A 12,616-nucleotide genomic window follows, 5' to 3' on the forward strand; every position below is an offset into this window, starting at 1 on the left:
GGCCGACACCGACGGCGACGACGACCACGCCATCGCGCAGACGCTCGGCGGCACCGGCCGCATCCGGGGCGTGCTGGTGGCTCGGCGGCCGCGGCCGTTCGACCGCACCGACCTCTCGGTGCTCACCACCCTCACCGCTCTCGCCGAGGTCTCGCTCGAGCAGGGCCAGGTGGTGCGCACGAGCCTGCGCTCGCTCGCGACGCAGCTGTTCGAGCTGCTGCTCGACGGGCAGCAGGCAGTGGTGCGCCGCGCGACCGAGTCGATCCCCGTGTCGCTGCCAGGCGAACGGATGCGCGTGCTCTCGCTCCCTGCCGCACCCGACGTGTCGCCCGGCCTTGTCGACCAGCTCGAGCGCCGCGCCTTCACCCCCGGCAGCGGCCTGTTCCTCGCCCAGCGCGCCGAGCGGCTGGTACTGCTGGTCGACGAGCGGCACTGGGAGCCGGTGCGCGGGATGCTCACCGCCCGCAATGCCCGGGCGGGCGTCTCCGACGTGATCGGCTGGGCCGCGCTCGAGGCCGGGGTCGCTCAGTCGGCCCGCGCCCTCGACGCCGCAGGCGCCGGAGAGATCGGGGATTTCGGAGAGTTGCGCGCGCGCAGCTTTCTCGGCCTTTTCGACGCGGATGCGGTGGCCCAGGCCGCGCGCGTGCGCCTGCACCCCGTGCTCGCCCGGCCCGACGGCGAAGAGCTGCTCGCCCAGGCCACGGTGTGGCTGCAGCACAACGGGCTCTGGGAACCGGCGGCCCGCGAGCTCGGCCTCCACCGCCACAGCCTCAAGGCTCGCATCGCGGCACTCGGAACGCTGCTCGACCTCGATGTGGAGGCCTTCGCCGGCCGGGCGGAACTGTGGGCGCTGCTCACCGCAGCCGCCCCGCCGGTCAGCGCTCGACCAGGTCGGAGGTGATGAGGTCGGCCCCGGCGTGGGCCAGTTCGGCGATGGCGGAGCGCGACACCTCGGGGCTCACCCCGGCCACGAGATCGGTGAGGATGCGCACGTGCCGTCCGTGCTCGATGGCGTCGAGCGCCGAGGCGCGCACGCAGTAGTCGGTGGCGAGCCCGGCGACGTCGATGTCGGTGATCCCGTTGGCGTCGAGCAGCTGGTGCACCGAGCCGCCCTCCTCGGTGATTCCCTCGTAGATCGAGTAGGCCGGTTGCCCCTGCCCCTTGCGCACGTGGTAGTCGATGGCCTCGGTGGTGAGCTCGTCGTGGTATTCGGCGCCGAAGGTGCCGGCCACGCAGTGCACCGGCCAGGTCGAGTAGTAGTTCGGCTCGTCGGTGGTGGCGAAGTGGCCGCCGTTGTCGTTGTCGGGGTCGTGCCAGTCGCGGGAGGCGATGACGAGATCGTAGGCATCCGGATGCGCGGCCAGCAGCGCCGAGATGCCGTTCGCGACCGCGGTGCCGCCCTCGACGCCGAGCGCGCCGCCCTCGATGAAGTCGTTCTGCACGTCGATGATGAACAGCGCCCTGGACATGCCTCGATTCTACGCTCGGCACGGGCAGGCGGGGCGGGCGCCTCCGCCGCCTCAGTTGTTGGAGAGGCCGTTGCCGCACTCGTAGACGCCGGTGGTGAGGGCGTCGATCGCGGTCTTCGCGCTGTCGTCGACGTCGTCGAGGGCGAAGAAGGCGAAGGTGAGCACGGTGCCGTCGGCGGCGTTCACGATGCCCGACAGCGTGTATCCGGTGTCGATCCAGCCGGTCTTGGCGATGACGTTGCCGGCCGCGGGCGACCCGCCGAAGCGCCCGACCAGGGTGCCGCTCTGCCCCGCGACCGGCAGCCCGTCGTAGATCACGCCGAGGTTGCCCTCGCGGGCGTTGATCTTCACGAACAGCTGGGTGAGAAAGGCCGGCGAGACGCCGTTGTCGTCGCTGAGGCCCGATCCGTCGACGATGGTGAGGCCACTCGTGTCCAGACCGTAGGTGGCGAGGGCCTGCGGGATGGCGGTCTGCAGCGCGGCGAAGTCGTTGCCCACGCCGAGCTGCACCGCCACCAGCCGGGCGAGCATCTCGGCCTCGGTGTTGTCGGAGCGCTGCAGCGCATCCGGGATCATGGTGGAGACGGGTGCCGAGAGCACCTGGCCGAGCACCGCCGCGCCCGGGGCGGCGAGCCCCTCGGCCGGCGCGGCGTTCGGGGCGTCGAGCGCGAGGGCGAGCGCCTGGCCGGCGCGGAGCACCGCGTTGTCGCTGCGGGTGCTGACGTTGGCGCCGGGTTCGGCGCGGTCGCCGTCGACCTGGAGGCCGGTCACCTCGGAGGAGTAGCCGTCGGCCTGCTCCTTGCGGTTCCAGGACGGCTGCCAACGATCGCCGGAGAACACGCTGGCGTCGAGCACGATGGAGCTGATGGGAGTGCCCGCGGTCGTGGGGTCGGCGGCCCAGGCTGCGTTCACCTGGTCGGCCAGGTCGAGCATGCTCGCCGAGTCGACGTAGATGTTCGAACCGCCGCTCGCGAGCGTGATGTCGCCGCCACCGACGAGCACGACCTGGCCGGGCTCGGCGCCCTTCACCACGGTGGTGGGCACGCGGTAGTCGGGCCCGAGCACGGCGAGAGCGGCGGCGCTCGTCAGCACCTTCATGACGCTCGCGGTGCGCGCGAAGGTGGCGGCCCCGCGGTCGAAGAGCACCTCGCCGGTGGCGGCGTTGCGCACCGCGCCGAGGAAGGTGCCGAGCCGTGGGTCGGCGGCGAGGTCGGCGACCGAGCAGGTGCGGAGGAGGGCGGGGCCGGGAGCCGCGGCCGGTTGGGCACGCGGGTCGGGGGTGGGGGTCGGGGTGGCCGTCGCGGTGGGGGTGGCTGTGACGCTCGTCGCGGCAGCTACGGGCGCAGGCTCCTGGCCGGTCGAGGCGATGGCGGCGCCCGCGGCGAACGCCCCGCCGCCGAGCACGAGCACCGCTGCGGCACCCGCAGCGGCCGCCCAGGCGCGCGGATGACGGCGCACGCGGGCCCAGAGACCGCCGGTCGACACCCCTGCTCCAGACACCTCAGCCATGGTACCCGCCGGGTGGCGCCCCGTCACTCGCCGGGGTAGCGGAGCCCGATCTGGCGGCGCGCCTCGTCCATCGTGCGCATGATGGCCACCGTCTCGGCGAGCGGCAGCAGGGGGCTCTCCGTCTCGCCCGCGCCGATCAGGCGCTCGAGCTCGAAGGCCTGGAACTGCATGCCGCGCGAGGTGACCTCCTGCTCGAAGCGCTCGACCACGATGCCGGTCGCGTCGTACACCGTGAAGCTCGTCGGGTTGTACCACCAGCGGTCGATCTCGACCCAGCCCTCGGTGCCGATCACCGCGGCCTTCACCGGCCCGGGAGCGTCGAGGGCGCTGTGCGACATCGACTGGCGGCCGCCCTCGTGCTCGAAGATGAGGGCGGTCTGACGGTCGACGCCGGTCTCGGTCATGGTCGCGTTGGCGATGACCGTCGTCGGCACACCGAGCAGATCGACCGCGAACGAGATCGGGTAGACGGCGAGGTCGAGCATCGAGCCGCCGCCGAGGTCGGGGTTGTTGATGCGGTGCTTCGGGTCGGCGGGGAGCTTCTGATCGTGGTCGGCGATGACCGTGCGCACATCGCCCAGGGTGCCGGCGGCGATGATCTCGCGCAGGCGCGCCATGTGGGGCAGGAAGCGGGTCCACATCGCCTCGAGCACGGCGACCCCGGCCTCGGCGGCGGCGTCAGCCACCCGCTGCGCCTCGTCGCCGTTCAGCGTGAACGGCTTCTCGACCAGCACGTGCTTGCCGGCGCCGATGGCGAGCAGGGCGTTCTCGGCGTGCAGCGGGTGCGGGGTGGCGATGTAGATCGCGTCGACCTCGGGGTCGGCGGCCAGCGTCTCGTAACTCGCGTGGGCGCGGGGAATGCCGAAGCGCTGGGCGAACGCATCCGCCGACTCCTGGCTGCGCGAGCCGACGGCGCTGACGGTGAGGCCCACCGCGAGCAGGTCGGTCACGAAGGTCTCGGCGATCCACCCGGTGCCCAGGATTCCCCAACGAACAGGCTGCGACATCGACTCTTCCTCTCGATCGGCGCCTGAGACGACAGAAGCCCGGGGATTCCGGGCTTCTGGTCTCATGCGAGGGCCGCCTCCGGGAATCGAACCCGGGACCTATTCATTACGAGTGAATCGCTCTGCCGACTGAGCTAAGGCGGCCTGGCCGGCACGAATCGCGCGCGGCACAGCAACAAAGCATAGCCGATCCGCGTGGGCTTCGCGGACAGCTCAGACGCGCTCGCGCACCCCGGCGACCTCGCGCATCCGCTCGTACGACCGCATCACGAGCTCGGGCAACGAGGCGGTGTCGGGATGCTCGGCCCAGCTCACCCAGGCCGCTCGCGCCAGCGTGAGCGAGAGCAGACCGATCATGCGCGACCGTTCGGCCACGTCGGCGGGATCGACGGGGTCGCCGCGCTTGACCGCATCGTTCTCGAGCCGGCGGGCGACGGATGCGCAGACTTCCGCCTCGAACTCCCGCATGCGGTCGACCTTGAGCGCGAACAGCTGCGGGTACTGGGTCATCAGCGCACGACGTAGCTCGTGCAGCTCGGGGTCGACGCCGCCGTCTTCGGCTGCCTGAGCGGCCATGATGACCATCAGGTCTTCGAGCGGATCACCGTCGGGGCCGGCGTTCTCGAAATCCTCCGCCACGTCGTCGGTGAGCGCGAACGGCGCGTCGCCCGCCAGCGAGGCCTCCTTCGAGGGGAAGTAGTTGAAGAAGGTGCGCGGCGACACCCCGGCGTCGTTGGAGATGCCCTCGACGGTCACCTGGTCGAGGCCGCGTTCGGCGGTGAGCCTCAGCACGGCCACCTGGATGGCGCGTCGCGTCGCCCTCCGCTTCCGCTCGCGCAGGCCGATCTCTTCGGTGTGCGGCCTCGACCGGTTATCGATGCTCATGCATCAATTGTCGCAGTTCGGGTCGCTCGCGGGCACTGTTCCGTCGAGGAAGTAGGCATCCACCGCATCCGCCACGCAGCGGGAGGAGTTGTAGGCGGTGTGCCCCTCGCCCTGGAAGGTCACGAGGTGCCCGTTCTCGAGCTGCGACGCGAGCGCCTCGGCCCACTTGTACGGGGTGGCCGGGTCGCCCGTGGTGCCGACGACGAGAATGGGCGCCGACCCTGCCGCGGTGACCGGCGCCGGCACCCTGCGACTCGGGTAGGGCCACTGCGCGCAGGTGATGTCACCGTAGGTCCAGTACGGGCCCACGGTCGGCGACGCCTTGACGAGCTCGTCGTTCTGCTGGGCGATGACCGCCGGATCGGTGACCGCCGGGTAGTCGGCGCAGGAGATGGCGTTGAACGACTCGATCAGGTTGTCGGCGTAGCTGCCGTCAGAGTTTCGGCTGTTGTATTGATCTGCCAGCTGGAACGCGAAATCCGCCTGACCGTCTTCGACCGAGCTGAACAGCTGGTCGAGGTACGGCCAGTTCTCCTGGCTGTACAGCGGGTAGAAGATGGCGGTCAGCAGGTTGGAGGCGCCGAGCTCGCGGCCGTCGCTCGAACGCAGCGAACTCTTCTCCACCTGGGCGAGCAGCTGCTGCACCTTGGCGAGCGCCTGGTCGGCGTTGCCGTCGAACCAGCAGTCCGAGCCGCTGACGCACGCCTGCAGGTACGACTTCAGCGCGTTCTCGAAGCCGGCGGCCTGGGAGATGGTGATGTCGAAGCCGCTCGAGGTCGGGTCTTCCGCCCCGTCGAGCACCATGCGGCCGACCTTCTCGGGGAAGTTGCCGGCGTACTCGGCGCCGAGGAAGGTGCCGTACGAATAGCCGAGGTAGTTGAGCTTCTGGTCGCCGACCACGGCGCGCAGCATGTCGAGGTCGCGGGTCGTGCTGTCGGTGTCGATGAACTCGAGCAGCGGCCCGGTGTTCTGGGCGCACTTGTCGGCGAAGTCCTTGGCCGCGGCGGTGTACGCGGCGATCCACTCCTGCGAGCCGCGCTCACCGGGGATGATGTCGTAGAGGTAGGCGTCGCGCTCCTTGTCGGTGAGGCAGTGCACCGCATCCGAGTGCCCGGTGCCGCGCGGGTCGTACCCGATGAGGTCGTAGCTCTGCTGCAACGACGGATGCGCGGCGAAGTCGGCCGACTGCTGCACGAAGTCGAAGGCGGAGCCACCGGGGCCGCCCGGGTTCACGAACAGGCTGCCGAGCTTGGTGCCGCCCGAGGCCGGCTTCTTGATGAGCGCCAGCGAGATCGTGTCGCCGCCGGGATTCGACCAGTCGAGCGGCGCGGTCGCGGTGGCGCAGAGGAAGCCGTTGCCGCACGACTCCCAGTCGAGCACCTGACCGTAGAACTTCTCGAGGCCGGCCGGCACATCCTCCCCGGTCGGCGACGAGGTCTCGGGCGCGGCCGTCGTCTGCCCGGAGAAGCCGTTGTACGGCCCGGTGAACCAGGTGGCGCACCCGGAGAGGGCGAGAACCGCGGCCGTGACGATGCTGAGCACGGCGAGCCCGCGACGGGCGTACGTTCGGGGGCGGATGCGGGGTGGTCGGCTCACGGGGCAACCTTTCGTGATGCGGAGCGGCCCGCCTCGGCGAGCGTGATCAGCATGGCTTCGAGCGCGAGGGCCGGAGCCACGTTAGCGGCAATCCTGCGTCGCGCGTCGGCGATCGCGTCCATCGCGGCGAGGGTCGATGACGAATCGTTATCCTCCGCGCGCCGGCGCACCTCGGCCGAGATCGCCTCGTTGACGAGCTCGACCCGCGCGCCCAGCTGCAGCAGCACGATGTCGCGGTAGAGCGAGAGCAGGTCGGTGAGGATGCGGTCGATGCCGTCGCGCAGGCTCCGGGTGGCCCGGCGCTTCTGGTCGTCTTCGAGCGCCTTGATCTGCGAGCGCAGGGCGGGCGGGATGGCTTGACCCGGCTCGACACCGAGCGACCGCAGGGCTGCGGCACGCTCCTCGGCGTCGCGTTCTTCGGTGATGGCCTGGGCGTCGGCGCCGGCGATCTCGAGCAGGGTCGCGGCGCCGCGCACGGCGTCGCCGACCGTGCTGACGGAGAGGGCGAGTTCGATGGTGTCGGCGCGGCGGGCCCGCGCCTCATCGTTCGTGGCGAGGCGGTGCGCCATGCCGATGTGGCTCTGCGACTCCCGGGCGGCACGCTCGGCGGTCTCGGCGTCGACGCCGTCCCGTTTGACGAGCAGGGCGGCGACGTCGCTCGTCGACGGCACGCGCAGCCGTACCGAGCGCACGCGCGACCGGATCGTGGGCAGGAGGTCGGCTTCGCTGGGGGCGCAGAGAATCCAGACGGTGCGCTCGGGCGGCTCTTCGAGCGCCTTGAGCAGCACGTTCGAGGTGCGCTCCGCCATGCGGTCGGCGTCTTCGATCACGACCACCCGGTAGCGCGCGACGCTCGGCGAGAACTGCGAGGCCGAGACCAGGCGGCGCACCTCGTCGATGGTGATGACCACGCGGTCGGTGGCGAGGATGGCCAGGTCGGGGTGCGTGCGGGCGGCGACCTGGCGGCAGTCGGCGCAGTGACCGCATCCGCCGTCGCGACACAGCAGCGCCGAGGCGAAGGCGTAGGCGAGATTGGAGCGGCCCGAGCCGGGCGGGCCGGTGATGAGCCAGGAATGCGTCATCGAGTCGGGCGCGGCGGCCACCGGCCCGGCATCGCCCGTGGCCGCGGGCACGGCGCTCGTCGTGGGTGCCGCGGAGCTCTCCGCGGCGGCACGGAACACCTCGATGGCGGCCGCTTGGCCCGTGAGGTCGTCCCAGACGGTCATGATGTCAATCTACTGGGAGCGTCTGACAAGGAGCTCTTCGACCCTCGCGCGGATGACCTCGGCGATCTCCGCGGCCGGACGCGCCGCGTCGACCACGAGGAAACGTTCGGGCTCTGCCTCGGCGAGCTCGAGGAACGCTGCCCGCACGCGGGCGTGGAACTCGCCCTTCTCGGCCTCGAGGCGATCGAAGCGCTTGTTCGCGCCGTCGAGTCGGGCTCGCGCGACGTCTTCGTCGAGGTCGAGCAGGATCGTGACGTCGGGCAGCAGACCTTCGGCCGCCCAGAGGGAGAGCTCGCGCACCTCGGTCGCGTCGAGCACGCGACCCGCCCCCTGGTAAGCGACGGAGGAGTCGAGGTAGCGGTCTTGCACGACCACCTCGCCGCGCTCGAGGGCCGGGCGCACCTTCGTGGCGATGTGCTGCGCCCGATCGGCGGCGTAGAGCAGGGCCTCGGCGCGCGGCGAGATGTGGCCGCGGCTGTGCAGCACGATCTCCCGCACCTCCACGCCGAACTCCGTTCCGCCGGGTTCGCGGGTGCGCACCACCGTGCTGCCGCGCTCGGTGAGCCACGCTTCGAGCAACTCGGCCTGGGTCGACTTGCCGGAGCCGTCTCCGCCTTCCAGCGTGATGAACACGCCGGTCACTTCTTCGGGGCGGCCTTCCGTGCGGGCGCTTTGCGGGCAGCGGGCTTCTTCGCGGCACCGGCGCGGGGCTTCGCCGGCCCCTTGGCACGCTTGTCGGCCAGCAACTGCACGGCACGGTCGAAGTCGATCTCCTCGACCGTCTCGCCGCGCGGGATGGTGGCGTTGGTCACCCCGTCGGTGACGTACGGGCCGAACCGGCCGTCCTTCACCTTGATCGGCTTGCCGCTCACCGGGTCGGCGTCGAACTCCTTCAGCGCCGAAGATGCCCGGCGCGCGCCGTACTTCGGCTGGGCGAAGAGCTCGAGGGCACCGGGCAGGTCGATCTCGAAGATGAGGTCTTCGTTCTCGAGCGACCGGGTGTCGGTGCCCTTCTTGAGGTAGGGGCCGAACTTGCCGCCCTGGGCGGTGATCGGCTCGCCGGTCTCCGGGTCTTCGCCCACCGTGCGGGGGAGGTTGAGCAGGCGCAAGGCTGTGTCGAGGTCGATGGTCGCGAGATCCATCGACTTGAACAGGGACGCGGTGCGGGGCTTCACCGCGGCCGCCGACTTCTTCGCCGGCGCTTTCTTCGCCGGAGCCTTCTTGGCGGTGCCGGCGTCGGGTGCAGCAGCGGACGCATCCGTCTGCGCCGCGGCGGGCGCGCTCTCGGGCACGACCGGGTCGAGCTCGGTGACGTACGGGCCGAAGCGGCCGTCCTTCGCCACGATCTCTTTGCCGTTCTCCGGGTTGATGCCGATGACGCGATCGGTCACGACCGGTGCGTCGACGAGTTCGCGGGCCTTCTCGGGCGTGAGCTCGTCGGGCGCGAGGTCCTGCGGGAGGTTCACGCGACGGGGCGGCGCATCGAGGTCGCCCGACGGGTCGAGCACCTCGAGGTAAGGGCCGTACTTGCCGATGCGCAGGGTGATGTCGTCGGTGATCGCCACCGAGTTCACGGCACGGGCATCGATGTCACCGAGGTTGTCGATGACATTGCGGAGGCCGGGGTGGCCGTCGCTGCCGAAGTAGAAGCCGTTCAGCCAGTCGACGCGGTCTTCTTCGCCGTCGGCGATCTTGTCGAGATCGGCCTCGAGCGCGGCGGTGAAGTCGTAGTCGACGAGGTCCGAGAAGAAGTCCTCGAGCAGGCGCACGACCGAGAACGCCGTCCAGCTCGGCACGAGAGCCTGGCCGCGGGGGGTGACGTAGCCGCGATCGATGATGGTGGAGATGATGCTCGCGTAGGTCGACGGCCGGCCGATGCCGAGCTCGTCGAGCGCCTTCACCAGGCTGGCCTCGGTGTAACGCGGCGGCGGCGTGGTGTCGTGGCCGGCGGCGTCGATCGCGACGGCGGCCAGCACCTGACCTTCCTTGAGCGGCGGAAGCTTCGCATCCGCCTGCTCGCTGGAGGCGTTGCGCTCCTCGTCGCGGCCCTCCTCGTAGGCGTGCAGGAAGCCACGGAAGGTGATGACGGTTCCGGATGCGGAGAACTCCGCCGTCGTCTGGCCGCCCAGCTCGGGGACGGTGACCGGCCCGGCGCTGATGGTGACCGAGGCGGTCGACCCGCGCGCATCCGCCATCTGGGAGGCGACCGTGCGCTTCCAGATCAGTTCGTAGAGCTTGAAGTCGTTGCCACGGAGCGCCGACGACACCTCGGCGGGGGTCTTGAAGACTTCGCCGGCGGGGCGGATCGCCTCGTGCGCCTCCTGGGCGTTCTTGCCCTTGCCGGTGTAGAGGCGCGGCTTGTCGGGGATGGTGTCGGCGCCGTAGAGCTTCGTGGCCTGCGCGCGCGCCGCAGTGATCGCCTGCTGCGAGAGCGAGGGCGAGTCGGTGCGCATGTAGGTGATGTAGCCGTTCTCGTAGAGCGACTGTGCCACGCTCATCGTCTGCCGCGCCGAGAAGCGGAGCTTGCGCGACGCCTCCTGCTGCAGAGTCGAGGTGGTGAACGGGGCGGCGGGGCGGCGCGTGTAGGGCTTGGACTCGAGGTTGGTGACCGCGATGGCGACGCCGTCGGCCGCGAGCGCGTCCTTCAGGGCGGTGGCCGCGGGCTCGGCGAGCGCGATCGCCTTGCTCTTCAGAGCACCCTTCTCGTCGAAGTCACGACCGGAGGCGACCCGCTCACCGTTCAATCGCACCAGGCGGGCTTCGAACGCGTCGGTCTCGGGGGCCGCTGCGCTCGGAGCGAGCTGCGCGGTGAGATCCCAGTAGTTCGCGGAGGTGAAGGCCAGGCGCTCGCGCTCGCGGTCGACCACGAGGCGGGTGGCGGCGGATTGCACGCGGCCGGCCGACAGGCCCGGGCCGACCTTGCGCCACAGCACCGGGCTGACCTCGTAGCCGTAGAGACGGTCGAGGATGCGCCGGGTCTCCTGCGCGTCGACCAGGGCGTCGTCGATCTGCCGGGTGTTGTCGCGGGCGGCCTCGATGGCCTCACGGGTGATCTCGTGGAAGACCATGCGGTGCACGGGCACCTTCGGCTTCAGCACCTGCAGCAGGTGCCACGCGATGGCTTCGCCTTCGCGGTCTTCATCAGTGGCGAGATAGAGTTCGTCGGCGCCGGCGAGTGCCTTCTTGAGTTCGGCGACGGTCTTCTTCTTCGCGTCGGAGACCACGTAATAGGGCTCGAACTTGTTCTCGACATCGACGGAGAACTTGCCGAGCGAGCCCTTCTTGAGTTCGGCGGGCAGGTTCTTGGGTTCGACGAGGTCGCGGATGTGCCCGACCGATGCCATCACGTCGAAGCCGTCACCCAGGTATTGGGCGATCGACTTCACCTTCGTCGGCGACTCGACGATGACGAGCTTTCTCGGGCTGGACAACTGTTCTCCTTATATATATGTCAGACGATTGGTCGTCAGGCACACCATACACATACCCTCCCGGGGTGAGCCTAATCAGGGCCCCCATTGCGCCTGCAGCGTAAGGGGGGACAATGGTCGTGACCACGTCTCGTGGCACTCGATGGAGAGGAGCTGGGCACAATGGCGACGACCGACGATTCCCGCGGCACGGAGAGCTACACGGCGAAGTTCACCGACGGGCCGCTCGAGGGTAAGACGATCCGCACCGACTTCACGGGCTCCGGCGAACCGCAGCCGCAGTTGACCATCCCGGTGGCCGCAGGCTCGAAGAAGTACCTGTACCGTCGCTCGTCGGGCCTCGAGTTCGGCGAGACCGAACGCCCGAGCGCGGTCGACTACCGCTACGTGGAGGCCATCGTCGGCTGACCGCCGAGTGCGGTCGGCGGACCCGCGCGCGGTCGCGTCGATCTCGATGCCGAATGCGGTCGGCGGACCCGCGCGCGCAGTCGCGGCAACACCGAGGCCGAGTGCGGTCGCCGTGACGCGCACGGTCGCCACGCCCTCGGCGTCGACCTCGCACGAGCTGACCGTGGCCCCGTCGGCAGCCGCCACGCTCGCCGCCACCTCGCAGGGTGTGCCCGGTACCCTGCCCGACGCGGTGTCGGCGGCGGCGAGCGCCGCGGCGTCGGCCGCCCCTTGCAGCTGCTGACGGGTGGCGAGCGCGCCGCCGATCGGTGCGATGCCGACGAGCAGAGCGCACAGGACGCCGAGGACCGCGATACCGGCGATGCCGCCGCTCCCAGTCTCGTTCGCGAGCCCCGGCTTCCGCGCCGAGACCGGCAGCGACCCGCGCCGGAGCGTCACGTCGCCGGCGCCGTCGTGTCGTCGAGAGCGCACCCTCGCCCTGCGAACGGAAGCGCCGTACCGAGAACGCCGACCGAGGCGTCGGCCCACGCCGTCACGCACACCACCAGCCCGAGGTGCTCCACGCTCAGCCGCGCTCCCGGCTGCGCCTCGCTGACCCGCGTCGCGGCCGCAGCGGAGTCGCCCCGGCCGATCAGCCGGGCGGCGTCGGCCGCTGCATCCGTCAGACGCACCTGCACGGCTCCGAGCTGACACACCCCCACCCCCAGGGCGAGCACGACCGCGATCGCGGGGAAGATCATCGCGAACTCCGCGGTGACCGAACCGGACTCGTCTCGCCATCGTTCAGATCGAGATCGACAAGGCATGGTGGATGATGTCGGTCAGCATGCCCTTGATGTCGTCGCCCCGCAGCACGACGACGAGCAAGCCAGCGAATCCGACAGCCGCGAGGGTGGCGATGGCGTACTCCGCGGTGGCTGCTCCGGACTCGTCGCCGAGGACGGCGGCAGCGCGGCGGACGGCGGCGGCGCGGCGGACGGTGGCAGCGCGCCGGCCGAAGGCCGGCCCGCCTCCCCACCGGTCAGGGAGCTGAGCGGCGGCGTGTGTTGTTGTGTTCATGGTGTTCCTTTCGGGTGGGGGCTGGA

At 70.6% G+C, this 12,616-nt stretch carries 12 protein-coding genes, 1 tRNA gene and 1 pseudogene; 2 read left to right on the forward strand and 12 right to left on the reverse strand.

Going from position 1 to position 12,616, the window contains the following annotated elements:
* A partial coding sequence (locus AC3WLB_RS18490; protein WP_492508518.1) for a helix-turn-helix domain-containing protein occupies positions 1 to 901 on the forward strand: 901 nt, incomplete at its 5' end.
* Here the strand turns inward: AC3WLB_RS18490 and AC3WLB_RS18495 are convergent.
* The 9 genes from AC3WLB_RS18495 to topA all read right to left on the reverse strand — a co-directional run bounded on the left by AC3WLB_RS18495 (position 876) and on the right by topA (position 11,123).
* Positions 876 to 1,469 (reverse strand): isochorismatase family protein, encoded by a 594-nt coding sequence (locus AC3WLB_RS18495; RefSeq protein WP_492508520.1) that lies wholly within the window; start codon positions 1,467 to 1,469, stop codon positions 876 to 878. The two genes, AC3WLB_RS18490 and AC3WLB_RS18495, sit on opposite strands and share 26 nt — an antisense overlap.
* A 51-nt stretch (positions 1,470 to 1,520) precedes the next feature.
* Positions 1,521 to 2,978: a D-alanyl-D-alanine carboxypeptidase/D-alanyl-D-alanine endopeptidase gene (gene dacB, locus AC3WLB_RS18500; protein ID WP_492508522.1), complete on the reverse strand. Its 1,458-nt coding sequence runs from the start codon at positions 2,976 to 2,978 to the stop codon at positions 1,521 to 1,523.
* Positions 2,979 to 3,001: 23 nt separating this feature from the next.
* Positions 3,002 to 3,985 carry a Gfo/Idh/MocA family protein gene (locus AC3WLB_RS18505; RefSeq protein WP_492508524.1) on the reverse strand — a complete coding sequence of 328 codons (984 nt, stop codon included), beginning with the start codon at positions 3,983 to 3,985 and terminating at the stop codon, positions 3,002 to 3,004.
* 71 nt (positions 3,986 to 4,056) lie between these two features.
* Positions 4,057 to 4,129: transfer RNA gene (locus AC3WLB_RS18510), tRNA-Thr, on the reverse strand.
* 69 nt (positions 4,130 to 4,198) lie between these two features.
* A complete protein-coding gene (locus AC3WLB_RS18515) occupies positions 4,199 to 4,870 on the reverse strand; it encodes a TetR family transcriptional regulator (RefSeq protein WP_022898254.1) in 672 nt (223 codons plus the stop codon).
* 3 nt (positions 4,871 to 4,873) lie between these two features.
* Positions 4,874 to 6,466 (reverse strand): alpha/beta hydrolase, encoded by a 1,593-nt coding sequence (locus tag AC3WLB_RS18520; protein WP_492508527.1) that lies wholly within the window; start codon positions 6,464 to 6,466, stop codon positions 4,874 to 4,876.
* Positions 6,463 to 7,692, reverse strand: a complete 1,230-nt coding sequence (locus AC3WLB_RS18525; protein WP_492508529.1) for a DNA polymerase III subunit delta' — start codon at positions 7,690 to 7,692, stop codon at positions 6,463 to 6,465. The genes AC3WLB_RS18520 and AC3WLB_RS18525 overlap by 4 nt, the downstream gene beginning before the upstream one ends.
* Before the next feature lie 9 nt (positions 7,693 to 7,701).
* Entirely contained in the window at positions 7,702 to 8,334 is a 633-nt protein-coding gene (gene tmk / locus AC3WLB_RS18530; protein WP_492508531.1) for a dTMP kinase, read from the reverse strand.
* Positions 8,331 to 11,123: a type I DNA topoisomerase gene (gene topA / locus AC3WLB_RS18535; protein ID WP_492508533.1), complete on the reverse strand. Its 2,793-nt coding sequence runs from the start codon at positions 11,121 to 11,123 to the stop codon at positions 8,331 to 8,333. The genes tmk and topA overlap by 4 nt, the downstream gene beginning before the upstream one ends.
* 162 nt (positions 11,124 to 11,285) lie before the next feature.
* Between topA and AC3WLB_RS18540 the strand changes: the two genes are divergently transcribed.
* Complete coding sequence (locus AC3WLB_RS18540; protein ID WP_022897922.1) at positions 11,286 to 11,531, forward strand: hypothetical protein; 246 nt, start codon at positions 11,286 to 11,288, stop codon at positions 11,529 to 11,531.
* Positions 11,532 to 11,654: 123 nt separating this feature from the next.
* Here AC3WLB_RS18540 and AC3WLB_RS18545 read toward each other — a convergent pair.
* The 3 genes and pseudogenes from AC3WLB_RS18545 to AC3WLB_RS18555 all read right to left on the reverse strand — a co-directional run.
* Positions 11,655 to 12,071 (reverse strand): annotated as a pseudogene (locus tag AC3WLB_RS18545) (Rv3654c family TadE-like protein); the annotation flags it as partial.
* The gene (locus AC3WLB_RS18550; RefSeq protein ID WP_492508535.1) at positions 11,966 to 12,337 is read right to left on the reverse strand and encodes a TadE/TadG family type IV pilus assembly protein; all 372 of its coding nucleotides are present in this window, start codon (positions 12,335 to 12,337) and stop codon (positions 11,966 to 11,968) included. The pseudogene AC3WLB_RS18545 and the gene AC3WLB_RS18550, both read right to left, overlap by 106 nt.
* Positions 12,315 to 12,590 carry a DUF4244 domain-containing protein gene (locus AC3WLB_RS18555; RefSeq protein WP_492508537.1) on the reverse strand — a complete coding sequence of 92 codons (276 nt, stop codon included), beginning with the start codon at positions 12,588 to 12,590 and terminating at the stop codon, positions 12,315 to 12,317. Before AC3WLB_RS18555 ends, AC3WLB_RS18550 begins: the two co-directional genes overlap by 23 nt.
* Between the last annotated feature and the right edge of the window lie 26 nt (positions 12,591 to 12,616).

The organism is Herbiconiux sp. FW305-C-125 (assembly GCF_058783455.1).

What these genes read in the sequence shown, in the direction of transcription:
- AC3WLB_RS18495 (WP_492508520.1), bottom strand. Translation starts at nt 1,469, where the DNA reads ATGTCCAGGGCGCTGTTCATCATCGACGTGCAGAACGACTTCATCGAG.
- dacB (WP_492508522.1), bottom strand. Translation starts at nt 2,978, where the DNA reads ATGGCTGAGGTGTCTGGAGCAGGGGTGTCGACCGGCGGTCTCTGGGCC.
- AC3WLB_RS18505 (WP_492508524.1), bottom strand. Translation starts at nt 3,985, where the DNA reads ATGTCGCAGCCTGTTCGTTGGGGAATCCTGGGCACCGGGTGGATCGCC.
- AC3WLB_RS18515 (WP_022898254.1), bottom strand. Translation starts at nt 4,870, where the DNA reads ATGAGCATCGATAACCGGTCGAGGCCGCACACCGAAGAGATCGGCCTG.
- AC3WLB_RS18525 (WP_492508529.1), bottom strand. Translation starts at nt 7,692, where the DNA reads ATGACCGTCTGGGACGACCTCACGGGCCAAGCGGCCGCCATCGAGGTG.
- AC3WLB_RS18540 (WP_022897922.1), top strand. Translation starts at nt 11,286, where the DNA reads ATGGCGACGACCGACGATTCCCGCGGCACGGAGAGCTACACGGCGAAG.
- AC3WLB_RS18550 (WP_492508535.1), bottom strand. Translation starts at nt 12,337, where the DNA reads ATGCCTTGTCGATCTCGATCTGAACGATGGCGAGACGAGTCCGGTTCG.
- AC3WLB_RS18555 (WP_492508537.1), bottom strand. Translation starts at nt 12,590, where the DNA reads ATGAACACAACAACACACGCCGCCGCTCAGCTCCCTGACCGGTGGGGA.